A 25,013-nucleotide genomic window follows, 5' to 3' on the forward strand; every position below is an offset into this window, starting at 1 on the left:
TCGGCGAAGGGGGGACGTGATGGAGAAGGCGGATCGGTCGGTGGTCCTTCGGCTCGAGCAGATCTTCACGCTGGAGGACGACGGCACGGAGAAGGAGTGCGCGTGCTGCGCGCTGGTGGAGGGCCGAACGCCGAAGTCGCGGCTGGGGGAGCCGCTCAGCGATCGGATCTTCGAGATCGCCTACCCGATCCTCGAGGTGGTGGGGCAGGGGCCCTACCGCGCCTGGCTCCTCCTCTTCCTCTGCGCCGCGCGGGGGTGGAACCTCGCGGTGGAGGGGGACCCGGCGGGATCGCCCGGCTGGTTGCGGGCGACTGCGGTGCGGATCACGGTGATCGGAACCGACCAGGAGATCGACGCTGGCCCGCTCATCCTCGCCATGGCCGAGCGCAAGCGGCGCGTCTACCCGAAGGACCGGCGGATCGTCGAGTCACTCTCCTTCACCGAGGACGGCAGGCTCTGGTGCAAACCTGCGGCTTAGGCTGGAGTGAATGACCCGCGGTACGGTGGGAGAAACTTGCCCCGTCGATCGCCAGGTCCCTAACATGCCGCCCGCCCGGGGGTACGGATGGCGACATGGATGGACGCTGCCGAGGTGCGGCAGCGGATCGAGCAGTGGTTTGCGGACTCGTTCGGCGCGTCGCCGCCTGCCATCCGCCTCGACATCGGTGACGAGGGGGAGACCTACCGGCTCGTCGATCCCGACTGGGTCGACGAGCAGCTCCGCGCCGATCCGCGGGTGCAGCCGGCGCTCTACCAAAGCGGGCTCTACGACTGCGAGGACTATGCCTTCGCCGCCCGCTCCTGCATCGCCTACCAGAGCCTGGTCGCCGCTCCCGCACCGGTCGCGCCGCCGGCTTTCGGGGTGCTGGTCACCAGGGTCCACGCGCTGAACATCGGCATCGACGAGCAGCGCAAGCCCTGGCTCCTCGACGTCGTGACCGGCGTCCGCTGGCGCCAACCCACCCTCACGAACGCGCTCGCGGACAAGCTCGGCGACGGATGGCTCCGTCCCGCGAGCGTGCGCTACCTCTTCATCTGAAGGTTCCAAACGTGGTCCGTCTCCTCCTTGCCCTGCTCTGCTTCTTGCTGGCTGCCTGCCATACGGCGCCGCTGCGCACCTCGCGCTTCGATCCGGGCGCGGCGCGCCCGGATCCCGGTGCGGTCTACTTCCTTCCCGAGACCCACCTGCACGTGAAGTGGAGGCTCGGGCTCACGCTGCGCCCCGGTGCAACCTGCGCCACCGCGGTGGCCGGCTGCGGCAGCACGCTCGACAAGCGGGATGTCACCGTGGAGGGCCTCGAGGTCGAGGCGCTCTCGATGCCGGATCGGGAGGCGGGCTTCGTGGTCGCGTCGAAGAAGGCGGCGCTGACCCGTGCGGACTTCACGGGTGAGTTCAGCGACCTCGGCGAGCTGACAAGCACGACCTCGACGGCGGAGAACCAGACCGTGGAGATCGCGGCGGCGGGCATAACCGCCGTGGGCCGGATCGTGAAGGCGGTCGCCATCGCCGGCGTGGACGACGGGAAGAAGCGGATCCAGGGCCTGGCGAAACGCCGGGACGCGCTCCGGGCCCTGCTCGTTGCACTCGAGACCAAGCAGGACACAGCCGCTGGCGGAGGCGACGAGAAACGCTTCACCGAGCTCGGAAAGGTGCGCACCGCGTTGCTCGCCGAGCTGGCTGCTGTCGAGGCGGAGCTCTACCCGAAGGTCGAGGCGGAGATCTCCTGCTTCATCGATCCTGCAGGTCCGGGGGCGGTGGCGCTCACCCCAGCGACCTGCGCGGAGTACGGCAAGGTGGTTGCGGCGCTGCAAGCGGCGGGTTTGAGCGGGTTCGGCGCGAGTACGTTTCCGACGGTCACCGTCGACGTCGCCCACCTGGCCGGCCCCGTCTCCGTCGACACGGGCGTCGAATGGCTGCGCCTGCCCTGGATGGACGACTGCGGCGACCAGCCTGCGCCCTGCGTCGAAGGGATCGTCTACCGGATCCCGGCCCGCTTCCGCATCACCGCCAGCGCCGACCGCGGCAGGACGATCACCCGCCACCTCGCGATACCGCAGCTCGGCCAGCTCGCCGTGGTGACGGTCGACGAGGGGGACGTACGGCCCGACCAGAAGCTCGAGGTCTCCCTCCACCCCGGCCTCGGCAGCCTGGCGAAGATCTCCACCGCGTCGACACCGATCTCCGCCGAGGACGTCGAGCGGCTCTCCACTGCCGCCGACGCGCTCGTCCGATCGCCGCAGGCAGCGGAGCTCGAGCGGCTGCAGACGGAGGCAGCGCTGCTGCAGGCGAAGGCCGCGGTGCTCGAGGCACGCACGAAGCTCGAGGACGCCGAGCAGGCGGCGGAGTGACGGCGATGGAGCAGCAGAGCCCGAAGGTCGGTCGCCCGGGCGAGCCCGTCTTCGCGCTCGCCCTGCGTGGCGGCGGGCTCGACACCGCGCTGCAGCTCGGTGCGGCGCACGCGCTCCTCGCCAGCGGTGGCAGGGCGCCCGACGTCGTGGCGGGGATCTCGATCGGCGCGGTGAACGGCGCGGCGATCGCAGAGGTACTGCAGGCCCGCGCGAGCGGCACCGCGGCCCAGAAGCTCCGCCACTTCATCCAGGCCTACGAGACGGCGCCGGACGAGCTGGTGCGCTCGGTGTTGCCCGATCCGCTCGAGTTCGGCGCTGGCAGGGGGGCCGGCGTGCTCAGGCTGCCGCTCTATCCGGAGAAGGACCGGGACGAGCGGCAGATCGCGCTGAAGCGACGCCGCGCACTCGTGAAACTCCTCGACTGGGCATGGGGCCTTCGGATCAGTGTCCGCGCGCTGGCAGCAGCTGCGACGGCGGCCTACGAGGGGCGGGGCACGGTGGGCCGTGGGATCGCCCTGGCGCGGCGAAGCCCGGCAGGCGCGGCACAGGTGCTGCTGGCGGGGGCGCGGAGCTGGCTGCGGACCCTGCGCGGCGAGGGCAGGGCGCGCACGGCGGGCCAGCAGTTCCTCGCCGATCGGCAGATGCTCGGCTCGCTGGCTGGCGCCCACGGCCTGCGCTCGCTCTTCATTCGCCTCTTCGATCCGTATTACGACGGCGCCCCCGACATGAACGCGGCGATCGAGCTCGCGCTCGCGAAGAACCGCGACCAATCGCCCTTCGCGCGGACGGAACGCCGGCCGCTCGGCTGCTACCGGACCGGCACCGATCCCGTCGACCTCGTGGTGGTCGCGGCAAACCTGCAGACGGGCCATCTCGACGCACTTCCCGCGACGGCGACCCTCGTCGACGCCCTGCTCGCCGCCAACTCGGTGGTGCCGCTCTTTCCCAGCGTGGAGATCGGCGGGGCGCACTACGTCGACGGCGCCAACGTCGCCGACGAGCCGGTCGCCGCGCTGATCCGCTACCTCCGCGACGGCCCCCTCCACCCGGAGGCGCGCATCGTCCACATCTACCCCGTGGCCTCGGTCCCCTCGGAAGGTCCCGGCCTCGAGGCAGGACCCGAGATCCTCGACTCCGCGACGGCGATGGGCCGCAGGGCCCTCGAGCTGGAGAAGGTGCGAAGGGCCCGCGTCGAGCGCCGCCTCACCGACCTCTATTCGCGGATGCTGCCTGCGGGGCGCGCGCTCCACGAGGTGCCGGTCGGGGGCAGGACGAAGCGATTCCTCCGCACCTCGATCCATCCGATCGAGCCCGACGTGCCGGTGCGCCTCGGCGAGCGTTTCCTCGAGGCGGAGACAGGTGGAGAGCGGCGCAAGCATCTGCTCGCCGCGGTGGCGGCAGGCTGCAGAGCAACGCTCGAGTCGACGCTGCAGCCCTACGTCGCCGCATTGGCCGGAGACCGTCGCGTCGTCACCTGCGCGGAGGTGCTGGCGCGCAGGCGTGGCGACGGTCACCCGTCGGTCTCCCAGCTCCCCGAGGTCTGCGCAGGCTGCTCGCTCCGTGACGAGGCGGGCGACGAAGTTCCACGCGCGCTCCGCGTCCTTCCCGACCGGGCGAGCTGGCCGGTCTGGCCGCTGCACGAAGCGCTCGAGGGGCGGGAGCTCCCTTTGCCGGCACCGGCGCCGCCGCTCTACACGGGCAGGCCCGAGGAGGCGCCCGCGAAGCCCCAGCCGATGCGCAGCCTGCTCTTCAGCGGCGGCGTCTTCCGGGGCGTCTACCAGCTCGGCGTGCTCGCTGCCCTGGCAGACGTGCTCGACAAGCCGGACGTCGTCGCCGGCTCCTCCGTCGGCACGCTCACCGCGGCGATGGCCGGCGAGCTCTTCACCACCAGCGGCGAGAGCCGCAGGCGTCTGGTGGCGGAGCTCGCGGCGACCTACCTCGCCATCGATCGGCTGGTGCTCACCGATCGCCTCGCCGACGCGGTGCAGCGCCTCCACGCCACCGCCGACGAGACCCGCTTCACCCTGCGGGAGGCGCGGGAACTCCTCGGCCCGGTGCCCGGCGGCGGGCGCGACTTCGAGGTGCGGCGGCGCCGCCTGCTCGGTGAGATCCAGCGGCTCGCCTTCATCGGCCCCGCGGAACTGGAGCGGCTGATCGAGCGCCTGCAGGCCAGGGCCTTCGCTCCCTTCACGGTCGAGCTGATGAAACACCTCGATCGCCTCCTCGAACGTTCGGGCCTCGGCTCCGAGATCCTCGGGAGCGAGCCGCTCGCTGCGATCGTCCGCGAACGGATCCTCGCCCGGAAGAGCGGCACGTCCGCCGGCGCTACCTCGCAGAGCTTCGCGCGTTTCGGCGAGGACCTGCGTTTCCTCGCGACGACCACCGACCTGCTCGGTGGGCGGCTGGTGGTTCTCGGCGGACGAGACTATCCGCCGGAGCGCGTCTCGCTCCTCGAGGGGTTCCTGGCGAGCAGCGCCTTCCCGCTCGTCTTCCGGCCGCGGCGGTCGTGGGAGGTGAGCAGCGCCGGCGTCGAGGAGCGGGTCTTCGTCGACGGCGGCATCCTCGACAACCTGCCGCTCGATGCGGTTGCACGTCACCTCGACCGGGCCTATTGGGACGGCCAGATCGCGCGGCGACCCGAAGTCGCCGGCAAGCCGGTGCCCCACCTCCTCCTCACCGCCTCCCTCGAGCCCGAGGTCGATCGGGACGCCGATCCCGCCCCTCTGGCAGGGTCGTGGAGCAAGCGCTACGGCCGCGTGAAGCAGCTACGCAACAACCGGAAGGTCGAGCAGTACGCGCGGGTGCAGTCGGACCTGCGTTCGCTCTACGAGGCGAACGGGATGCCGAACGGCTGGATGCCCCTCGACGTCGAGGTGGTCAACGTGGTGCCGAGCTGGCTGGTCGAGACCTTCGGCTTCCACCCCATGCTCGGCTTCCGCGAGGAGGCACAGGCGGCGAGCATCGCCCACGGCTGCTCGGGCACCTTCCGCAAGCTCGCCTCGATGGGCGAGCGGTGGGTGGCGGGGTGGAAGATCGATCTCGCCGGCGTTCGGATTGACGGCAACCGGCGCGGCCACGAGCTGGGCGAGTGCATCCACCGACCCGGCGTGCTCTGTCCCTTCGGCCGCAAGGCGACCGCAGCTCTGGAGCTCGATTGGGAGACGCGCAACGGGCTCGCCGAGATCCACCGCATCTGCCCGCTGAGCGACCGCAAGCCCCTGTGATCACGGGCCGACGCCGGCCGATGTCAGACCCCCGTGCCATCCTCCGCCGTGAACCCTGGCGGGAGGGCGCACGATGCGGACACGGCGGATCGGGAAGAACGATTGGCGGAGGCTGGTCTACGCGGGGGTGAAGGAACCCAGACGGCGGCTGCTGCCGGTGGAGCAGCCGCCGATGCCGATCGAGCGGGCGCTCTACGAGGTGGGCCGCCCGCTCTTCAACGCGCTCGGCTGCATGCTCGGCGAGGAGACGCTGCTGCGGGCGTGGCAGATCGTCGCCCTCGCCTGGAACTCCGTGGCGCGCCTGGACTACGCGGAGGCGATGGCGGACCGCTATGCGTGCATGGATCAGTTCGAGCGGCTCGGCGGTCCGCCGGAGATGGCGCGGCGCCTGATGACCCACCTCGTCTGTCGGAAGCGGGATCTCTTCCCGCATGACCAGCGACAGGTGGAGAGGGTGGGCCTCCTCGGCACCAGGCTCGTGGTGATCCTCGCGGGGCAGACCGCACCCGCACCGGCGCCGCCACAGCAAGCAGGAGCGCAGCCGCAGCCCGCAGCGGAGCGCCCGCGGCGCGAGCGAGCGCCGCATCTACGTCTGCTCCACTGACGGGTCGCCAGCGGGGCCGCCGCCGCCGTGCAGCGGCGCCCCTCCGACTCACGTTACGAGGTCGGCTGGGTCAGGTCGGGGACGCCGTCGGGGAAGGCGAGATCCATCGGGCTGTCGAGCCACGAGGCATAGGCGGCGTCGTCTGCCACCGGCGAGCGGCCGTATTTGCGCTCGAAGTAGACGCCCCAGTCCGGCCGGGCACCGTCGATGTCGTCGAAGCCGTACTCGCGGGAGAGGACCCAGGAGCTGTAGACCCTGCCGGCTTTCGCCCGAACGGTCGGATCGGCAGCGAGCGCCGCCACCGCGCGGCCGACGAAGTAGGGCGTCTCCGAGGAGATGAAGTCCGGCGAGTGGGTCTCCGCCGCCTGGCGCCAATTCGCCTCGGTGACGCCGAAGAGATCGAGCATCGACTCGGAGCGGAGGAAGCCGGGGGTCACCGCGAGGGCGGTCACCTTCGTCTTTCGCAGCTCCCGGGAGAGATCGAAAGCGAGGCGGATCACCGACATCTTGATCAGGTCGTAGAGCACGTTTCCGCGGTAGCCGAAAGAATCGCCGTCGGTGATCTCCACCAGGAGGCCGCGATCCGATTCGAGGAGGAGGGGCAGGGCATGGCGGCCGGTGAGCAGGTGGGAGAAGACCGAGCGCTCGAGCAGCACCCGCGCGTTCTCCGCCGTGGTCTCCCAGAAGGGCTTGCCCCACTCGATCAGCGCGTCGCCACCCCAGACGTCGTTCACCAGGATGTCGAGGCGGCCGGACTCCTGGCGGATCCGCTCGCAGAGCGCCGCCACCTCCGCCTCGACGGTGTGGTCGGTCCGCACGGCGATGCCCCGCCCGCCGCGGGAGGTGACCAGCTCCGCGGTCTCCTCGATCGTCTCGGGCCGCTCCTTCCCGCTCGCGGGCCGACCACGCACGCTCCTGCCCGTGCACCAGACCGTGGCGCCTGCCTCACCGAGCATCGCGGCGATGCCCCGGCCCGCACCCCGGGTGGCTCCTGCAACCAACGCGATCCGACCTTCCAGCGGCTTTCCCATCTCGTCTCCCGTGCGGCACGTTCATCGCCGCAGCACCTGGGAGTCTGCCCGCCGATTCCTGCCATCCTCTGTCAGGAATGGGCAGTAGACTCCTTCCATGCGCGCCGATCGTCTCGTCCAGCTCCTCATGCTCCTTCAATCCCGCGGCGGATGGACCGCCGCGACCCTCGCGGAGCGTCTCGAGGTCTCCGAGCGCACGATCTACCGGGACCTGGACGCCCTCTCCGCAGCGGGGATCCCGGTGACCGCCACCCGCGGCCCCGGTGGCGGCGTGGCCCTGCTCGACGGCTTCCGGACCGAGCTCACCGGGCTCACCCGCGCGGAGGTCCACGCCATCGCCACGGTGGGCGAGTCGCGGGCGCTCGCCGATCTGCAGCTCCAGCTGCCGCTGCGCAGCGCCCTCGCGAAGCTGGGCTTCGCCCTGCCGCCGGCGCAGCAACAGGTCATCGACTACGCGCGGCAGCGACTCCACGTCGACCCTGCTCCCTTCTTCGCAGCACCGGAGGCAGTCCCCTGCCTCGAGACCCTGCGCGAGGCGGTCTGGCAGAACCGCCGCATCCGCCTCGTCTACGTCGACTTCGAGGGCGAGCGCTCCCGGCGCATCGTCGATCCCCTGGGCCTCGTGGTGAAGGCGGATCGCTGGTACCTCGTCGCCGGCACCATCCGCGGCCCCTCGGTCTTCCGCGGCGTGCGGATCGAGCGGGCGACCATCCTCGACGAGACCGCGCGGCGCCCGCGGGACTTCGACCTCCCCTCGTTCTGGAAGGAGTGGGGCAGCCGCTTCGCGGAGAAGCGCGCGAGCTACGAGGCTCGGCTCCGGTTGAACGAGGCAGGCGCTGCAGCGCTGCGCTCGATCCGCCCGCAAGCCGAGCACCGGAAGATCACCGCGGGAATCTGCGCCGTCGATTTCGAGCGGGAGAGCATCGCCCTCTCGCAGATCTGCCTCGCCTCGGAGGCGGGTGGTGTCGAGGTCCTCGAGCCGCCAGCGTTGCGCGAGCGGCTCCGGGCGATCGCCGCTACGCTCACCACTTGTTACCGCTGATGGCCGCTCGTGGAACCGCAGCGGCGGCTGCCTGCGGACGACACCGGGACGATTTAGAAGCATTTAGCGGCGGGGACGAGGAGCCGGGTGGAAAGCTCGTGATGTCACTGCCGACAGCCTTTGATGGCACGGAGGTACCGATGAAGCGGACCATCACCACGCTCTTTGCGCTGCTGGTCGCGGGCGCCGCCTGCGGCGATTCGACGAGCGGGAGCCAGGGCGGAACCGGGGCCACCGGCGGATCCGGCGGAAGCGGCGCCACCGGTGGAACGGGTGGCAGCGGCGGCGGCGCCACCACCTGCAACGACATCGAGCTACCCGGCGCCCTTGCCGACGGCAGCTGGAGCGACGCCTACACCGTCGCCGGTCTCGCGGGCCAGGACGGGCTCAGCCCCAAGGTCCTCGATCTCGCCCTCGATCCCGACGGCGCGCTCGTCGCCGCCGGCTACTTCAGCTGGAGCGACGGGCAGCCGGTGCCGCCGCTGGCGCGGATGAGCGAGGGGCGTTGGACTCCCGGTCGCGAGGAGTGGAACCTCGACCTGCCGGCGGCAGGCTTTGCCGCCGTGGCCTACGGCGACGGCCTCACCGCGCTGGCGACCCACAGCACCCTCACCCCCCACGAGGTCGAGATCTGGATCGACGACGGCTCGGGGTTCGAGGTGATCGGCCACGCCGAGGGCAGGGTGCGCGAGCTCCTCTTCCACGGGGACCACCTCTGGGTCGCCGGCCACTTCACCCTCGACGAAGGCGGATTCGCCGGCCTCGCGCTCTGGGACGGCGCGGCCTGGTCGAGCCCGCCCGGCGGCGCAGCGGACGGCCCGGTCTACGAACTGCTCGTGGAGGGCGAGTCGCTCTACGTCGGCGGCGGCTTCGAGAACATCGGCGGCACCGCCGCCTCGCAGATCGCCTCCTTCGACGGCAGCAGCTGGACCGCCCACGACTTCGATCTCGGGCCCGGCACGGTCTACGCGCTCTCGATCGGCACCGGGGGCGAGATCTTCGCCGGCGGCATGCTCTTCCGCGATCCGGAGGAAGGGCGCGGCGGCATCGCCCGCTGGGACGGCACGCAGTGGGAGCTCCTCGGCGACGGCGTCGCCTCGGGCTTCATCCCCGGCGTGATCAACGACATGGTCCGCTTCGACGGCGACCTCTACGTCACCGGCTGCTTCACCCACGTCGGCGGCGCGGCCTCGAGCGAGACGGCGATCCAGGGCAGGCACATCGCCCGTTGGACCGAGGCTGGCTGGGAAGCGGTGGACGACGACAGCGCAGGTGTCCTGAGCGCCTGGTTCGCACCGGCGGCGTGCGGCGACGAAGGCTTCTTCGCGGTGTGGGAGATGGGCGTCCAGAAGCTCCTCGCCACCGAGGACCGGCTCTACGTCGCAGGCTCCTTCCCCGGCATCGGCGGCGTCGCGTCCCAGAGCGTGATCGCGTACGACGGCGAGCGCTTCCTCCCGGTGGGCGAGGGCGGCGACGGCTTCTCCGGCACCGTGGCGGACATGGCGGTGGGCGGCGACGGCTGCAGCGTCTACGCCCTCGGCGGCTTCACCCACGCAGGCGGCACAGCCGTCCCTGCGGGCCTCGTGCGCCGCGGCTCGACCGGCTGGGAACCGATCGGTGCCGGCAGACCCGCCGGTCTCGACTGCAACGAGCTCGAGGTGAGCGAGGATGGCGCGATCTACGTCGGCTGCACCGCCTGGGGCGACGACGATACCGATCCGCGGGCCCGCGTCTTCGCCATCGAGGCGGACGAGTGGAAGCCGCTCGGCGAGCCCCACGACCTCTGGACCCTGCTCGACATGACCCTCGACGCGGAGGGGCGCCCCTGGATCGCGGGCAGCGGCCCGGTCAACTACGTCGCCCGACTCGGCGACGAGGGCTTCGAGATCGTCGAGGACGGCTTCGACGCCGCGGTATCGGGCATCGAGCTCTCGCCCCCGGACGACGAGGGCACGCAGCAGCTCGTCGCCGCAGGCTACTTCACTTCGATCGACGGCATGCCCTTCAACCGGATCGCGCACTGGGACGGCGCCACCTGGTCCGCCCTCGGCGACGGTCTCGCCGCAGGCCCCACCGCCCTCGCCTACGGCTCCACCGGTATCTACGCCTCCACCAACTTCGAGGGCGATCCCGCCAGGCAGATCCTCGCCCGCTGGGACGGGGAGGGCTGGACCGAGCTCGCCACCCCGGCGAACGGCATCGCCGCGCCGATCGGCGAGTCGGTCCACACCTTCACCAACCTCGTCGAGCGGGACGGCATGCTCGTCGCCACCGGCTACGTCTGGCCGGAAGAGGGCGGCCGCAACGCCTTCGTCTGGGACGGCACGCGCTTCGAGGCGATCGGCGGTGGCATCGCAGCGATCTCGGTGGACGCCGTCGCGATCACCGAGGCGGGGATCTTCTTCGGCGGCTGGATCGCCGAGGCGGGCCCTGCGGGCGAACGCGCCTCGAGCGTGGGCGTCGCACAGCTCGAGCGGCAGTAGCGCACGGGACACGGACCGCCCCTTGCCGGTAGGCTGCCTTCAGATGGAGAGGCCCGAGGTGAAACGGACCCGTCCCCCGCTGCTCCGCGCGGTCCAGCCGTCCGCACCGCCGGAGGCTCGCGCGGACCTGCCGCAGGAGGCCGGGCGCCTGGTCGGCCGCGGTGCCGACCTCGTCGCCCTCCGGCGCCTCCTCGCCGGCGAGCGCCTGGTCACGCTCCTCGGGCCGCCGGGGGTGGGGAAGAGCCGGATCGCCCTCCGGCTCGCCCACGAGCTCGCCTTCGCCGGCGTCCACTTCGTCGACCTCGGCGCCGCTGCCACCCTGGAAGCGGCGGTCGCCGAGGCGCTCGGTGGCGCCGGCGCGGTCGAGGAAGCCCTCGCGCGCCTTGGGCCGACCACGCTCCTCCTCGACGGTGCCGATCGACTCGCGCCCGGGGCGGCGCCGGTGATCGAGCGCTGGCTCGCAGCAGCCCCGGGCCTCCGCTGCCTGGTGACCAGCAGCGTGCGCCTCGGCGCCGCAGGCGAGGTCTGCCACGACCTGCCACCCCTCGCCCGCGAGGAGGCGGTCGAACTCTACGAAGAGGTGGCCGGCAGAATCGGCGCTGCGCCGGGCCGGCACGGCGACCGCGCCGTGATCGAGCAGCTGGTCGATCGTCTCGACCTGCTGCCGCTGGCGATCGAGCTCGCCGCCGCACGGTCCCGGGTGCTCCGCCCCCGCCAGCTCCTCGCCCGCATCGACGAGGGCATCGAGGTGCTTCGGGCCAGGGGCAGGAGCGGCAGGCACGCCACCCTTGTCGACGCCCTCCGTGCATCCTGGGAGCTTCTCTCCCCCGCGGAGCAGGACGCTCTCGCCCGGTGTACCGTCTTCGTCGGGAGCTTCACCCTCGAGGCCGCCGAAGCGATCCTGGAGCGCCGGCCCTGCGCGCCACCGATCGTCGATCTCCTCGAAGCGCTGCGCGATCGATCGCTCTTGCAGCTCGCTCCGTGCGAGCCACCCCGCTTCCACCTCCTCCAGACGGTGCGCGCCTTCGCAGGCGCCGAGCTGGAGAGGCGGGGCCTGGCCGACGAAGTGCGCAGCCGCCACGCGGCCCATTACGTCGCCGCGTGCGAGAGCGAGAGCGACGGCGTCCACGGATCGGTGCCGCTCGCGATGGTGGTGGCGGAGCGCGAGAACCTGCTCGCCGCCCACCGCGCCTCCCTTGCCGCGGCGCCCGCCCTCGCCGCCCGGGCCGCGCTCCTCCTTGCGCCGCTCCTCGCGATGCAGGGCCCGCCGGCCCTCGAGGCGGAGGTCCTCGAAGCCGGCATCGACGCAGCCCGCCGGGCCGGATCGCCCCTGCTCCTGGCACGGGCGCTTCGTCCCTGGGCGGTGCTCCTCGTCCGCAGCGGACGCCTCGAGGAGGCGCGGGAGGCCCTCACCGCCTGCAGCGAGGGGGCGCGGGCCGCCGGCAATCGGCTGCTCGAGACCCACGCCGCGATCGAGCTGGGGCGACTCCATTTCGCCGCCGGGGCCTTCGAGGAGGCGACAGCGGTCCTCGTCGCCGCACGCGAGGATGCGAGGGCCTGCGGCTGGCGCTTCCTCGAGGGCTACGCCTGGAATTTCCTCGGCATGGTGGCGGAGGCGAAGGGCGATTTGCCCGCGAGCGCCACGGCCTTCGAGGCGGCCATCGATCGTTTCCGCATCGCGGAGAGCAGGCGCTACGAGGGGCTGGCGCTGATGAACCTCGGCGTCACCCGCGCGGCCCTCGGCTACCTCGCCCACGCAGCGGGGCTCTTCGAGCAATCGATCGCCGCCATGCGGGAGGTGGCCGATCGCGCCGGCGAGGCCGATGCGGTGCTCAACCTCGGCTGCGTCCACCTGAGCGCGGGCCGTCTCGACGACGCGGAGCCGCTGCTCCGCCGGGCGCTGCACCTCGAGCGCGCCTGCGAGAACGGCAGGGCGGAGGCGCTGGCCCTGGGCAACCTCGGCATCGCCGCCCACGAGCGCGGCGAGCTGCGCACCGCGCGGGAGCTCCTGCACGAGGCGATCGAGCGCTGCCGGAGCAGCAACGAGCGCCACTTCCGCTGCAGCCTCCTGCCCTTCCGCGGCGCGGTGGAGGCGACCCTCGGCAACCTGGCGGAGGCCCGCGGCGATTTCGACGAGGCCCGCCGCTACTTCGAAGGGCTCGGGGACAGGGGCTTCCTGCGCACGGTCGAGGTCTGCGAGGTCTTCCTCTCCCTCGCGGACGACCACGTCGATCTGCGCGCGGCGCAGGCGCTGCTCGACGAGCCGGTGGCGGCGATCCGCTCGACCGAGCTCCGGATGGCGATGCGGCTCGCGACGCGGGCTCTCGCCCTCCGCCGTGGGGCGCCCTCGTCCTCGGCAGCGGCCCCGGAAGGCCAGCCGGCGATCGAGGTGGGCCCCGAGGCGGCGTGGTTCCGGATCCCGGGGGGCGAGAAGGTCGACTTGCGCCGCCGCAAGGCGCAGCGGCTCATCGTGCGTGCGCTGGTCGAGCAGCGCCTCGCAGCGCCGGGCGTGGGGCTCTCGGTGGAGCAGATCTTCGCCGCCGGCTGGCAGGGGACCCGCGCCCTGCCGTCCGCAGCTGCGGCGCGGGTCTACGTGGCGATCGGCAGCCTCCGCTCCCTGGGGCTCGGCGAGCTGCTCCTTCGCCAGGACGACGGCTACCTCATCGATCCCCGCCACCCGGTGCGCCGCGTGGCGGCGCGCTAACCGAGCGTGTCGCGGACCCGCGCGCCGATCTCGAACGAGCGCAGCCGCGCCTCGTGATCGAAGATCTGCCCGGTGAGGATCAGCTCGTCGACCTGCGTGCGCTCGAGGAAGATCCGGATCCCCCGCCGCACCGTCTCCTCGGAGCCGATCACCGAATAGGCCAGCATGTGCGCAGCGGTGGCGAGCTCCATCGGCGAAGCCTCCACCCGATCGACCGGCGGCGGCAGCGGGCCGGGCATCCCGCGGCGCAGGTCGACGAAGGCCTGCTGGATCGAGGTGAAGAGCCGCTGCCCCTCCACGTCGCTCTCGGCGGCGAAGAGGTTGAGCGCCGCCATCGCGTGGGGCTTCTCCAGCTTCTCGGAGGGCTGGAACTCGGAGCGGTAGAGCTCCAGGGCAGCGAGGAGCTGGTCCGGCGCGAAGTGGGAGGCGAAGGCGAAGGGGAGCCCCAGCCGCGCTGCGAGCCGCGCGCTGAAGAGGCTAGAGCCCAGCAGCCAGATCGGCACGTCGAGGCCGGCGCCGGGGACCGCCCGCACCGCCTGCCCGGGCGCGGCCTCCCGGAAGTAGCCCTGCAGCTCGAGCACGTCTTCGGGGAAGGTGTCGGCCGCGTTGAAATGGCGGCGCAGCGCCCGGGCGGTGAGGGGATCGGTGCCGGGCGCCCTGCCGAGCCCGAGGTCGATGCGGCCGGGATAGAGCGAGGCGAGGGTGCCGAATTGCTCGGCGATCACCAGCGGCGCGTGGTTGGGCAGCATCACCCCGCCGGCGCCCACGCGGATGGTGCTGGTCCCGCCGGCGACGTGGCCGATCACCACCGCGGTGGCGGCGCTGGCGATGCCGGTCATGTTGTGGTGCTCGGCGAGCCAGAAGCGCAGGTAGCCGAGCCGCTCCACGTGCCGGGCGAGATCGAGGCTGTGGGCCAGCGCGGTGGCCGGGTCGCTGCCCGCGGCGACGGGGGCGAGATCGAGGACGGAGAAGGGGATCACGGCAGAGGCTCCTTCCGGCCACCGGGGTACAGCGCTTCTTCTAACGATGCGCGCCGCCGCCGCCACCCGTTCGCGCCGGGGGCCTATCCAAATGGAGGGGGCACGCTCCGCGTAGCAGCAGATCTCACAACAATTCCTTCACCTGTCACAACGCTCGATCGGTCGGAGGTGGGATGGGCATCTGGACGTGGAGCAGCCTGGGAGCCCTGGCCCTGGCGCTCGCTGCGCTGGCGTGGGCCTTCCGTCGCAGCGAGCCCACCGTCGATCCTGCCATCGATCGCTGGATCGATCCCACCCTGGCGCGGCATCTCGCCCCCGCGATCGGCGAGCGGGCGGAGGTGGTGGAGGCCGTCCTCGCCGGCGACCGCCCCGAGCTCCGCCCCGCCATCGACGAGATGCTGCTCGCGGCACGGGTCACCTTCGCGCGGGTGGCGGTGGGCCGCCACGTCGAGGTCTGCCTGGACGCGGAGCTGCTGAGCGGGCGCAAGCTCACCGCCCGCTACTCGTCGGGCTGGAGCGAGCTGCCGGAAGGTCTGCGCAGCCTGCTGCTCCGCAGCGGCCGCCACGCGGTCACCTGTGCCTGGCGGCCGAGCTGGCGTTAACCGAGCCGGAAGGGATCGCGCGCCATCCGCGTGATCTCCGCTTCGAGCCAGCGCTCGTTGTCGGTGCGGGTGTCGTTCCAGAACTGGAGCAGGTTGCTGCGCGAGGCGGCCTGCGCCCGGAGGATCGCCACGGTCTCGCGCGTGCGGGCGAGCTCCGCGGCGAGGCGATCGTTCTCCTCCTCGAGCTCGTTTACACGCTGCTCGAGGGTCTGGCGCCTTCTCCAGAACATGACGTAGCGGAATAGCAGGGGCTGCCGTGTAGGAGGCAAGTCGCCATTGCCACGAGCGGCCCGCCTGCCTGAGGGATACGCAGCCCTGCCGGGGTCGCTATCCTCTTCGGATGAGCGAGGAGCATCTCCCACCGGCCGTTCGCCCGGTTCCCAGGACCGGCGTGATCTACGTCACCAACGAGGCGGCGAGCCGCGGCTTCCGGCAGGCGGACCCCGCCTGGTGCAACCTCGGGCAGGGCATGCCCGAGACGGGCGCGCTCCCCGGCGCCCCGGACCGGATCGGCGAGATCGCCATCCAGATGGACGATCAGGAGTACGGCCCCGTCCCCGGCATCTGGGACCTGCGCGAGGCGATCGCCTCCCACTACAACCGGCTCTACCGCAGGGGACTGCCGTCGCAGTACAGCGCGGAGAACGTCTCGATCTCCGGCGGCGGCCGCACCGCGCTCACCCGGGTGGCGGCGAGCCTCGGGCAGGTGAACCTCGGCCACCTCCTCCCCGACTACACCGCGTACGAGGAACTCCTCGACGTCTTCAAGGCCTTCACCGCCATCCCCATCCTCCTCGAGGGCGAGCGGGGCTACGCCTTCACCCACGACGAGCTGCGCCGCGAGATCCTCGGGCGCGGCCTCGGCGCGCTCCTCCTCTCCAACCCGGGAAATCCCACCGGCAAGCTGGTCGGCGGCGAGGAGCTGGCCGCCTGGGTCCGCACCTGCCGCGAGCTCGAATGCCTGCTCGTCCTCGACGAGTTCTATTCGCACTACGTCTGGACCGGCAGGCCCGGACAGCTGCCCACCGAGAGCGCCGCCCGCTACGTCGAGGACGTGAACCGGGACCCCGTGCTCCTCCTCGACGGCCTCACCAAGAACTGGCGCTACCCGGGCTGGCGGATCACCTGGACGGTGGGGCCACGCAAGGTGATCGAGTCGGTGGCGAGCGCCGGATCCTTCCTCGACGGCGGCGGATCGCGCCCGCTGCAGCGCGCGGCGATCCCGCTCCTCGACCACGACCGGGTGGTGCGCGAGACCTGGGCGACGCACCACCACTTCCGCCAGAAGCGCCAGCTCCTCCTCGCCAGGCTGGAGCGGATCGGGGTCCGGATCGACCGCGCCCCCGACGGCACCTTCTACGTCTGGGGGAACCTCGCCAACCTGCCGCCGCCGCTCGACGACGGGATGGGCTTCTTCCGCGCCGCCCTCGACAAGCGGGTGATCGTGGTGCCGGGCGAGTTCTTCGACGTGAACCCGGGCAAGCGCAGGCAGCGCCGCGCGTCGCGCTTCCGCACCTACGCGCGCTTCTCGTTCGGTCCCTCGATCGAGAAGCTCGAGCTCGCCATGGATCGCCTCGAGCAGCTGGTGATCGAGGCGACGCGCTGATCACTTCGCGAGGGATGCCAGCTGCCGCTCCGCCCGCTCCACCTCGTGGCGGAAGCGCTGCGGCTCGGGCAGGGCGCCGCCGATCCGCAGCACCTCGGCGAAGGCGGCGCGGGCCGCCTCGCGATCGCCGCGCTCCAACAGCAGATCGCCGCGCTCGTTGAGGACCCGCATCTTCCGCGGCCCGTAGACGAGCCGCAGCGCGCGGTCGCTGGCTGCGAGCGCGTCGTCGAGCCGCCCCATCTTCGAGTAGACGACGGCGAGCCGCGCAGGCGCGTTGTAGTCCCGCGGCAGATCCCGCTCGGACTTCTCGAGCGCAGGCGCCACGCGCTCGGGCTGGCCGAGGAGGAAGGCGGCGATCATGCGGTGGGAGTCGAAGACGGCGCGGGCCGCAGGCGTCGGCGCCAGCGCCGCCTGCTCCTCGAGGAAGGTGAGCCACGCCGCCGCCGTCCGGCGCATCCCCTCCTCGTCGCCCGCCGCCTTGCGTGCCTGCACGAGGCCGTCGTAGAGCCCCGACCTGTCGTCCGCGGCGGTCTCGATCGCGAGCGCCTCGCGGGCACGGGCCTCGAGCGCTGCGGTGCGCGCGCCGTCGCCGGAGAGCATCGCGCAGGAGAGACCGAGGGAGGCGATGTTCGCCCACGAGGGCGAGCGCTCCAGCCGCTCCAGCTCCTCGGCTGCGACCCGCGCGCAGGGCGCCGGGTTCTTCGCCGCGCCGAAGCGCCAGGCGAAGAGCAGGCTCTCCACCGCACGGGCCCTGCGTGGCCATCCGTCGGGCGCCTGCGCCAGCGCCTCCTCGAGGACGGCTGCCGCGCCGGCTGCGTCCCCTTCGCCGTAGAGCCGGTCGGCCCTGGCGAGGAGCGCGTCGACGCCCTCGACGCCGCCCTTCGCCGCGCGCTCGCCGTCCGCGAGGAGCGCCTCGAGCTGGTCCACCGTGGCGCTGCCCAGCCAGCGCAGCACCGCGCGCTCCTCCCGCGGCTCGATCACGAGGAGCGTGGGCCAGACCTGCTGCGGCCAGCGCGCGAGAAATGCCGCGTTCTCCTCTTTCTCGGTGTCGATCGAGAGCCAGACGAAGCGATCGGCCAGCGGGCGGAGCCGCTCGTCGCCGAAGACGTAGGCGTGCATCGAGACGCAGGTGTGGCACCACGGCGCCCACGCGTCGACGAAGAGGGGAACGCCGCGGGCCCGGGCCTCGGCGAGGGCGGCGGGGTAGTCGTCCTGCGCGAAGGGAAGCGGCGCTGGGTGCTGCGCCGCGACGGGCGTTCGCGGTGCGGTGGCGCAAGCGGCGAGGCCGAGCGCGAAGAGCACGAAGAGAAGGGTGCGCATCGCGCCACTCTACCGGCCCTCCCCCGTCAGTGCACCGTCGCCGCTGCGAGCCCCGCCTCCGGGGGGAGTCCGCCCACCGCCACCGGCCGCTCCAGCGGCGGGGCCAGGTATTCGTGGACGAAGCGCATCGCCACCGATCCCTCGCCTGCGGCGGAGGCCACGCGCTTCACCGAGCCGTAGCGCACGTCGCCCACCGCGAAGACACCGGGCATCGATGTCTCGAATTGCATCGCCTCCCTGCCGAGGGGCCACGCCGGCGCGCCGTCTGGATCGACGTCGCGCCCGGTGAGGAGGAAGCCGTGCCGGTCGCGCTGCACCGCCCCCTCCAGCCAGCCGGTGTGGGGCTCGGCGCCGATGAGCGCGAAGAGGGTCTCGCAGGGGATCGTCTCGACGGCGCCGGTCCGGCGGTTCCGCAGCGTGATCCGCTGCAGCGCGTGACCGCCCTCGCCCTCGATCACCTCGGTGTCGAGCCGGACCTCCACGTTGGACAGCCGCTCGATCTCGTGGACCAGGTAATCGGACATGCCCTTGCGCAGGGAGCCGGAGCGGACGAGGAGCGTGACCTTGCGCGCGTTCGCCGCGAGCCAGACCACCGCCTGCCCCGCGGAGTTGCCGCCGCCCAGCACCACCGCGTCGTGGCCCGCCATCACCCGGGTGTCGCCCATGGCGCTGTAGTAGACGCCGGCGCCGTCGAAGCGCTCGAGGCTCGGAACACCCGGGCGCCGGTATCTTGCGCCGGTGGCGATGAGCACCGACCGCGCCTCGATCGCGGTGCCGTCGTCCAGCTCGAGCACGCGGCCCTCCCCGTGGGCCTCGAGGGATCGGACCGCACGCGCGAGGACGAATTTGGCGCCGAAGAGCCAGGCCTGCTCGTAGGCGCGGCGCGCCAGCTCGGTGCCACTGATCCCGCGGGGAAAGCCGAGATAGTTGCGGATCAGGGAGCTCGTTCCCGCCTGGCCGCCCACCGCCTCCCGTTCGATCACCACGGTCTTCAGCCCCTCGGACGCACCGTAGACCGCTGCAGCCAGGCCCGCGGGCCCCGCGCCGACGATGGCGAGGTCGCAGTGGCGATCCTCGATGTCCGTCTCGCCGAGGGCGTCGGAGAGCGCCGTCGGCGTCGGCGCGGCGAGCACGGTGCCGTCGAGGAGGATCACCACCGGGCGCTCGGCCTGCGCCATGCCGACGTCGTCGAGGATCTTCTGCCCCACCTGCGATTGGGCCGGGTAGAAGCCGTAGGGGACGCCCTTGCGATCGAGGAGCTCGCGCACCTGGTGGCTCCTCGCCGAGGGCTCGTCGCCGACGACGCGGACCACCTCCATCCGCGGCCCGTGCTCCTTCACCCACTCGGCGAGGAATTCGCTGACCGTCGGGTAGAGGTGCACCTCCGCCGGTGCCCACGGTTTGTAGAGATAATTCTCGAGCTTGCCCCAGGAGCAGCCCTGGAGGATCTCGCCGGCGGCCTTCTTGTCGCCCCAGGCCGCGAGGAGGATCCGCTTGGCGCCGGGATGAAGCTCGTGGGAACGCGAGAGGAACTCGACGCCCGGCATCGCGCGCATGCGGTTCTCGGCGATGATCAGCGCCACGTCCTGCGCCTGCTCGTGCAGCTCCCGCAGGTGCTCGAGGGCGCTCTCCGGCGTGAAGTGGGCCACGATCCGGTAGTCGCCGCCGAACCGCCGCGCGAGCGCCTCCACGAGGGCGGAAAGCTCCTTCGAATCGTCGTCGACGACGAGGATGGCCGGTCGGTCGATCATCGCTGCTCCCCCTGCAGGTTGAAAACTTGGGGGTGCATGCGTTGCCCGCAAGCCGCACGGATTGTCCGGGTAGGGCGAAAAACCGCACATCCCGCTGTGCGGGGAAACACCCCTTCTCGGGGGAGGGCGCGCCGGGTGAATCTCCGCTCCAGGTCGGGCGGCTAGGCCCACCGGGGCAGTGGGGGTTCGCTCCTTCGAACCGCCGCGGCGCGTCACGGTCTGCAGGGCTCCAAGGGGTCGTAGACACGGATGTTTCGCGGGCGCTGAAGGGAAATTCCCGGTTGGTGCGTTCTCCAAATGCCTCGCTCGCTTGGGTGCGGAACAGGCGACGGGCTCGGGAGGGGAAATGGTCGTCTACTTCGTGTTGGCTGTGGTTCTGGTTGGGGCAGGTGCTGCCATTCTCTTCCTCGCTCGTCGCCCGGCGGCGGACGCCGGTGCGAGCCTTGCGGCGGAGCGGTCGGCCATCGATCGCTGGCTGGATCGCGTGCTGGCGCGGCAGCTGGCCTTTGCGGTGGGGCAGCCGCCCGAGGCGGTGGAGGAGGCGTTCTACGGATCGCGCCCCGAACTGCGCGAGCAGGTCGAGGGGACCCTCGGCGACGTGCGGTTGACCCTGGGCCGCGTCGGCGCCGGTCGCCACGTGGAGGTCCGCCTCGAGGCGCAGCTGGTCGGCGGCCGCACCCTCTCGTCTCGCTTCACCACGCCCTGGGAGCAGCTCCCGGGGGCGGCGCGGATGGAGCTCCTCGGTCGCGGGGAGGCAGCTTTCTCCCGGCAGTGGTCGCCGCCCTGGCGGTGACGTGAGCCGGAGGCGGATCGTTGGGCTGGGGGGCCCTGCGATCCACCTGGGGACGGGCGCAGCGCAGCCGGCCACACCGCCGGCGCCTGCGCCCGTCGCCGTTCCTCGGCACGTCGTTTCCCGGGACGCGGCGGAGCGCCCCGACAATCCCGCGCCGGCGCGAAGGCAACGCCGCCGCTCGCGCGTCCTCTCTTTCGAAGCGCTCGACGTTGGGAGGACGCGATGCCGAGAGCACGGACCGAGCAGCTGCAGCCCCGTACCCCGTGGCGCAGGGCCCTGCCCGTACCGATCGATACCGGCGCCGGTGGCGAGGTGGCGCTCTTTCTCTTCGACACCGGCACCGACGGGGGCTCGCAGCGGATCGCCCTGCAATCGGTGCTGCGCAGCCTCGCGGCCATCTTGCCGGACGCCCCTGCCACCGCAGCGATTCTCGCCAGCGGCATCGCGAAGCCGCCTGCAGGCGCGGCGCATCTGGTCGGCCCGGATCCCTTCCGGCCCGAGCGCTTTCTCGTGCGGCTCCAGGCGGAGCGGCTCGTGCTCTGCGCGGTGCTGCGGCTCTGGGCGCGGACCGCGCCCCGCACCGCGGTGGTGGGCGGGACCGTCGACGAGGCGGGGACGACGCCGTCGCTCCGCCTGCGCGCGCACCTCGCCGGCGGCCGCTGCTACCTGCCCCGGGGCGTCGGAGACGACGGGGCGGAGGCGCTGCTCGAGGCTGCGGGGCTCGCGATCCATTGGGTGGACGAGGCGGAGCTTACGGCGCGCGCTTGCGCCGCACGGCCCTGAACGGCTCGCCCCTGCGGTGCGATCGTGGCATATGCGGACCCGACCGCTCGCGGACGAGGTGACGCCGATGGCCGATCGAATCGAAGAGATGGAGGCGCGCATCGCCGCGCTGGAGGCGAAGGTCGCGCAGCTGCGGGACGATGCGCTGGTGCGCACCCGATCGCTGCAGATCGTCGACGAGGACGCAAAGGTCCGCGCCGCGATCGGCGTCGGCGCCGACGGCGTGGTCCGCTTCGTCCAGACCGACGCAGCCGGCGCGGTCCGCATCGGCCTCGCCGTGGGTCCCGAGGGAAAGCCCGGCCTCGTCTTCTTCGATCGGGAGAAGAAGGCGCGGGTGGAGCTCGGCCTCTCGCCCGCCGACGAGCCCGGGCTCTCCCTCTCCGACGCCACCGAAACGGTGCGGCTGCAGGCGCTCCTCCAGGCAGCGGGCAGGGTGGGGCTGATGGCCTACGACGCCGCCGGGAAGCTCCGCGCCGCCATCGGCGCCAACGCGGAGGGCATCGGCGCGGTGGGCACCTTCGACGGGAACGCGTCGTGAGCGAGGCTGCGCTCGAGGTGCGGCTCGCCGCGCTGGAGGCGGAGCTCGAGGCGCTCCTCGCCGCCAGGGCGAAGGCCCGGGAGGCGGTGGCGGCGGAGGTGGTGGACGAGCAGGGGCGGACCCGGGCCATGCTCTCCACCGGCCCCGGCGGCACGGTCTCGCTCAACCTCCTCGACGGGCAGGGCGTGCTCCGCGCCGCGCTGGGGCTGGGCCGCGAAGGGCCGACCCTCTCGCTCTTCGACGGCGCGGCGACGCGACGGCTCGATCTGCACGTCGGCGCCGACGACGCGCCGCGCCTCCACCTCGTCGACGGGGCGGGGACCCGCCGCCTCGAGCTCGACGTCGACCCCGCGGGGACCTCCTCCCTCGGCGTCCTCGACGCCACCGGCGCGCCGCGGGCGGTGCTCCTGGTCACGGGGTCCGGGCGGGGCGTGGTCGGCGCCTCGCGCTGAACGGGCCCTGCAGGACCGGCCGCAGGTGCGCACCTTCGCCCTCGGCCGGGCCGGCTGCTGCGGGCCCACCGCAAGGGCAAGGAGCGCAGGCGCTTCGCCATGCACCGGCACCGCGCAGGAGCGCGAGTTCAGTTGAGGTAGCGGGGCCGCCAGGCCTTCTGCTGCTCGCGTTCCTCCATCGCCTCGATGCCCTGCCGGGTGAGGAGGAAGCGCACGAGGCCGGAGCCGCGCTCGGTGTCGACCTCCGCCTCGAAGCCCGGACCCGCCAGCGTCCCGAGGACGAAGTCCTTCTTCAGGTTGCGGACCTTGCCCGAGATCAGGTCGCCGGCCACGTCGCCGACGCCCGCGTCGGTGCGGAGCAGGTTCCACGCCGCCTCGTGCAGCGTCATCGAGAGGGCCGCGGAGAGCGGCACGGTGCTGAAGAGGACGGAGATGAGGAGCCAGCTCGGCGTCTGCGATTCGTCGGACATCGGCCCCATCTTATGCCCCTGGAGGGGATTTTCCGCCACACGTGCTTCGGCCTGGCCGGTGCGCGGTGGCTCGATTGCCTGCCGGCCAGGCCGTCTTCACCTTGCACCCTTTGGTGGGAAGGGAGGCGGCATGCGTTGGTGGAACCCGCTCCTGATCGCGTTGGCGGCAGGCTGCGCGGACGGAGCGACGCTGCAGGAGCGCGGCGACGGCCAGGAGGCGCGGCCCTGCGAGGCCGCCTGCCTGCCCGGCTGCACCTTCGCCAACGACGCGACGCAGCCGCGCTGGCGCTACGAGCCACCTGCCGGCACGCGGATCTCCTTCCCGGCGATCGCCGACGAGGCCGGCACGCTCTACTGGCGCGAGCGGGGTGACGAGTGCTGCGCCACGGTGGCTGCCGATCTCGACGGCCTCGTCCACTACCGCGCCGCCTCGCCCTGCCTCTCCGGCGAGGTGGCGATGCTGCGCCGTGGAGAGCTGCTGCTGACCCAGGGCAGCGAGGTGATCCTCGCCCACGCCACCGCGGACGGCTCCCTCGCCTGGCGCCACGAGCTGGCGCAGTCGGCCGGTTGCGAGACCTCGCTGGAGGAGGTGGCCGCGTCGGACGAGGTGCTCTACGCGATCCGCTCCGAGCGCTGCGGCGAAGGCGGCCTGCTCCTCTGGGCAACCGATCGGAGCTGGCCCGACGGCGAGGAGGTCCGGACTTCGCGCCTGGTGGAGCTCGAGGGGGACGGCAGCGTGCGCCGGGCCTGCGCCGCCGCCAGCGGCGTGGGGCACCTCGCCGTGCTCCGCGACGGCCTCCTGATCACGCAGGGCGCGGGCGGCCTCGCCGCCTACGTGGTGCCGGGGCTCGCAGAGGCAGCAAGGGGCTGGAGCAGCGCCGGCGGCGGCCCCTCCCGCGGCGGGTGGGAGCGGTGAGCTCTCCGCAGCGACCGACGCGGGTGGTGGTGATCTCCGATCTGCACCTCGGCGGGGGCGAGCGGCCGATGATGTCGCGCCCCGAGCGCCTGGTGCGCTTCCTCGCCACGCTCCCCGATCGCCTCGCCGCCGACGAGTCGCTCCACCTCGTGGTCGCCGGCGACATGGTCGACTTCCTGGCGACGGAGCCCTGGCGCCCGTTCACCGCCGATCCGGTCGAGGCGGTGGCGAAGCTCGAGTCCACCGCGCGCGACCGCCGCTTCGCCCCGATCTTCGCCGAGCTGGCGAAGCTGGCTGCCGCAGGCACGCCCATCGACGTGCTCCTCGGAAACCACGACCTCGAGGAGGCGCTGCCGCAGGTCGGCGAAGCCCTGCTGCGGATCCTCGGCGCAGGGCCGCGGCAGGTGGTGCTCCATCCGGACGGCAGGGCGTTCCGGCTCGGCGGCCTGCTGGTGGAGCACGGCAACCGCTACGACGGCGCCAACGCCAACGACCTCGAGGACCTCCGGGCGATCGCTTCGGCGCTCTCCCGCTTCGAGACCCCTTCGCACCACTTCGACCCCTCGCCGGGCAGCCGCCTCGTCGCCGAGGTGCTCAACCCGATCAAGAGGCGCTACCCCTTCGTCGATCTGCTCAAGCCGCAGGGCGAACTCACCGCGCTCCTCCTCTTCGCCTTCGAGCCCTCGCTCGCGCGGCACGTGGAGCACATCGCGTCGATCCTGCGGGGCGCCCGCCTGCACGGCGCCGACCGGCGCTCCACCCGCCACGCCCGCAGCCAGATCGAGCACCACGACGACGAGCTCGCCGCGGCCTTCGGTCAGAGCTACGCCACGCTGCGCGCGCCCCACGGCCACGTGCCGCTCCACGACTGGCTCGATCTCGTCGTCGAACGCGACCACAGCGGCATCGCCGCCCGCCTCGAGCGCGGCGAGCCCGTCCCGCACCACCAGCTGCAGGCGATCCGCCTCGCGCTCCACCGGCTCCTCCTCGACGATCGCTCCGCTGCGCCCGACGGGCCGGTGGGCCACCAGGGCGAGGAGGCGGCGCGGATCCTCGCCGCGAGCGGCGGCGTGATCGAGACGGTGGTGATGGGACATACGCACCTTGCCCGCCACGTCGGCCCCGCAGACCGCGCCGGCTACGTCAACACCGGCACCTGGGCGGACGTGGTGCGGGTGCCGAAGGCGGCGATGGAGGACGATGGAGCGCTGCAGGCCTTCCTGCTCGAACTGCACGAGGACCGCAGGCCCGAGGTGCCGGCGACGTATGCCGACGTGCGCCTCGGCAGGGACGGTGCGGTGGAGCAGGCCCGGCTGGCCTCCTTCGTCTGACGCGCTTTGTCGGCGACGGGCCGGGTGCGATACC

General features: G+C 72.5%; 22 protein-coding genes. 16 read left to right on the top strand and 6 right to left on the bottom strand.

Annotation, left to right across the window (positions count from 1 at the left end; translation table 11 throughout):
* The first annotated feature begins 19 nt into the window (after nt 1-19).
* The 5 genes from ACESMR_RS18425 to ACESMR_RS18445 all read left to right on the top strand — a co-directional run bounded on the left by ACESMR_RS18425 (nt 20) and on the right by ACESMR_RS18445 (nt 6,177).
* Entirely contained in the window at nt 20-478 is a 459-nt protein-coding gene (locus tag ACESMR_RS18425; RefSeq protein WP_373048576.1) for a hypothetical protein, read from the top strand.
* Between the two features lie 87 nt (nt 479-565).
* The gene (locus ACESMR_RS18430; protein ID WP_373048577.1) at nt 566-1,039 is read left to right on the top strand and encodes a hypothetical protein; all 474 of its coding nucleotides are present in this window, start codon (nt 566-568) and stop codon (nt 1,037-1,039) included.
* Nucleotides 1,040-1,050: 11 nt separating this feature from the next.
* On the top strand, nt 1,051-2,349 hold the full coding sequence (locus tag ACESMR_RS18435) for a hypothetical protein (RefSeq protein WP_373048578.1): 1,299 nt from the start codon (nt 1,051-1,053) through the stop codon (nt 2,347-2,349).
* A 5-nt stretch (nt 2,350-2,354) separates the two neighbouring features.
* Entirely contained in the window at nt 2,355-5,573 is a 3,219-nt protein-coding gene (locus ACESMR_RS18440; protein ID WP_373048579.1) for a patatin-like phospholipase family protein, read from the top strand.
* Between the two features lie 73 nt (nt 5,574-5,646).
* Nucleotides 5,647-6,177 carry a hypothetical protein gene (locus ACESMR_RS18445; RefSeq protein ID WP_373048580.1) on the top strand — a complete coding sequence of 177 codons (531 nt, stop codon included), beginning with the start codon at nt 5,647-5,649 and terminating at the stop codon, nt 6,175-6,177.
* Between the two features lie 53 nt (nt 6,178-6,230).
* On the opposite strand, the gene ACESMR_RS18450 is transcribed toward ACESMR_RS18445, so the two are convergent.
* Nucleotides 6,231-7,208, bottom strand: a complete 978-nt coding sequence (locus tag ACESMR_RS18450) for an SDR family oxidoreductase (RefSeq protein ID WP_373048581.1) — start codon at nt 7,206-7,208, stop codon at nt 6,231-6,233.
* Between the two features lie 97 nt (nt 7,209-7,305).
* Here ACESMR_RS18450 and ACESMR_RS18455 point away from each other — a divergent pair, with 97 nt between their 5' ends.
* The 3 genes from ACESMR_RS18455 to ACESMR_RS18465 all read left to right on the top strand — a co-directional run bounded on the left by ACESMR_RS18455 (nt 7,306) and on the right by ACESMR_RS18465 (nt 13,437).
* On the top strand, nt 7,306-8,250 hold the full coding sequence (locus ACESMR_RS18455; RefSeq protein WP_373048582.1) for a helix-turn-helix transcriptional regulator: 945 nt from the start codon (nt 7,306-7,308) through the stop codon (nt 8,248-8,250).
* A 140-nt stretch (nt 8,251-8,390) separates the two neighbouring features.
* Entirely contained in the window at nt 8,391-10,733 is a 2,343-nt protein-coding gene (locus ACESMR_RS18460; RefSeq protein ID WP_373048583.1) for a hypothetical protein, read from the top strand.
* Nucleotides 10,734-10,791: 58 nt separating this feature from the next.
* Nucleotides 10,792-13,437: an ATP-binding protein gene (locus ACESMR_RS18465; protein ID WP_373048584.1), complete on the top strand. Its 2,646-nt coding sequence runs from the start codon at nt 10,792-10,794 to the stop codon at nt 13,435-13,437.
* Here the strand turns inward: ACESMR_RS18465 and ACESMR_RS18470 are convergent.
* Nucleotides 13,434-14,417 carry an LLM class flavin-dependent oxidoreductase gene (locus ACESMR_RS18470; protein WP_373048585.1) on the bottom strand — a complete coding sequence of 328 codons (984 nt, stop codon included), beginning with the start codon at nt 14,415-14,417 and terminating at the stop codon, nt 13,434-13,436. The two genes, ACESMR_RS18465 and ACESMR_RS18470, sit on opposite strands and share 4 nt — an antisense overlap.
* A gap of 173 nt (nt 14,418-14,590) precedes the next feature.
* Here ACESMR_RS18470 and ACESMR_RS18475 point away from each other — a divergent pair, with 173 nt between their 5' ends.
* Nucleotides 14,591-15,019, top strand: coding sequence for a hypothetical protein (locus ACESMR_RS18475; protein WP_373048586.1), 429 nt, complete (start codon nt 14,591-14,593; stop codon nt 15,017-15,019).
* Here ACESMR_RS18475 and ACESMR_RS18480 read toward each other — a convergent pair.
* Nucleotides 15,016-15,249 carry a hypothetical protein gene (locus ACESMR_RS18480; protein WP_373048587.1) on the bottom strand — a complete coding sequence of 78 codons (234 nt, stop codon included), beginning with the start codon at nt 15,247-15,249 and terminating at the stop codon, nt 15,016-15,018. The two genes, ACESMR_RS18475 and ACESMR_RS18480, sit on opposite strands and share 4 nt — an antisense overlap.
* A gap of 110 nt (nt 15,250-15,359) precedes the next feature.
* Between ACESMR_RS18480 and ACESMR_RS18485 the strand changes: the two genes are divergently transcribed.
* Nucleotides 15,360-16,625: a pyridoxal phosphate-dependent aminotransferase gene (locus ACESMR_RS18485; protein ID WP_373048588.1), complete on the top strand. Its 1,266-nt coding sequence runs from the start codon at nt 15,360-15,362 to the stop codon at nt 16,623-16,625.
* On the opposite strand, the gene ACESMR_RS18490 is transcribed toward ACESMR_RS18485, so the two are convergent.
* Together ACESMR_RS18490 and ACESMR_RS18495 are read right to left on the bottom strand one after the other, a co-directional pair.
* Nucleotides 16,626-17,945 carry a thioredoxin family protein gene (locus tag ACESMR_RS18490; RefSeq protein WP_373048589.1) on the bottom strand — a complete coding sequence of 440 codons (1,320 nt, stop codon included), beginning with the start codon at nt 17,943-17,945 and terminating at the stop codon, nt 16,626-16,628.
* Between the two features lie 26 nt (nt 17,946-17,971).
* Entirely contained in the window at nt 17,972-19,696 is a 1,725-nt protein-coding gene (locus ACESMR_RS18495) for an FAD-dependent oxidoreductase (RefSeq protein ID WP_373048590.1), read from the bottom strand.
* 346 nt (nt 19,697-20,042) lie between these two features.
* Here ACESMR_RS18495 and ACESMR_RS18500 point away from each other — a divergent pair, with 346 nt between their 5' ends.
* From ACESMR_RS18500 to ACESMR_RS18515, 4 genes are all read left to right on the top strand, one after another.
* Complete coding sequence (locus tag ACESMR_RS18500; RefSeq protein ID WP_373048591.1) at nt 20,043-20,489, top strand: hypothetical protein; 447 nt, start codon at nt 20,043-20,045, stop codon at nt 20,487-20,489.
* Nucleotides 20,490-20,711: 222 nt separating this feature from the next.
* Nucleotides 20,712-21,272: a hypothetical protein gene (locus ACESMR_RS18505; RefSeq protein ID WP_373048592.1), complete on the top strand. Its 561-nt coding sequence runs from the start codon at nt 20,712-20,714 to the stop codon at nt 21,270-21,272.
* Nucleotides 21,273-21,339: 67 nt separating this feature from the next.
* Complete coding sequence (locus ACESMR_RS18510) at nt 21,340-21,810, top strand: hypothetical protein (protein WP_373048593.1); 471 nt, start codon at nt 21,340-21,342, stop codon at nt 21,808-21,810.
* A complete protein-coding gene (locus tag ACESMR_RS18515) occupies nt 21,807-22,262 on the top strand; it encodes a hypothetical protein (RefSeq protein WP_373048594.1) in 456 nt (151 codons plus the stop codon). The genes ACESMR_RS18510 and ACESMR_RS18515 overlap by 4 nt, the downstream gene beginning before the upstream one ends.
* Before the next feature lie 128 nt (nt 22,263-22,390).
* Here ACESMR_RS18515 and ACESMR_RS18520 read toward each other — a convergent pair whose 3' ends face one another.
* Complete coding sequence (locus tag ACESMR_RS18520; RefSeq protein ID WP_373048595.1) at nt 22,391-22,732, bottom strand: hypothetical protein; 342 nt, start codon at nt 22,730-22,732, stop codon at nt 22,391-22,393.
* A gap of 130 nt (nt 22,733-22,862) precedes the next feature.
* Here ACESMR_RS18520 and ACESMR_RS18525 point away from each other — a divergent pair, with 130 nt between their 5' ends.
* Together ACESMR_RS18525 and ACESMR_RS18530 are read left to right on the top strand one after the other, a co-directional pair.
* On the top strand, nt 22,863-23,648 hold the full coding sequence (locus ACESMR_RS18525) for a hypothetical protein (protein ID WP_373048596.1): 786 nt from the start codon (nt 22,863-22,865) through the stop codon (nt 23,646-23,648).
* On the top strand, nt 23,645-24,979 hold the full coding sequence (locus ACESMR_RS18530) for a metallophosphoesterase (protein WP_373048597.1): 1,335 nt from the start codon (nt 23,645-23,647) through the stop codon (nt 24,977-24,979). The genes ACESMR_RS18525 and ACESMR_RS18530 overlap by 4 nt, the downstream gene beginning before the upstream one ends.
* Nucleotides 24,980-25,013: the final 34 nt, after the last annotated feature.

The sequence above is a fragment of the Vulgatibacter sp. genome, assembly GCF_041687135.1.
GTDB lineage: Bacteria > Myxococcota > Myxococcia > Myxococcales > Vulgatibacteraceae > JAWLCN01.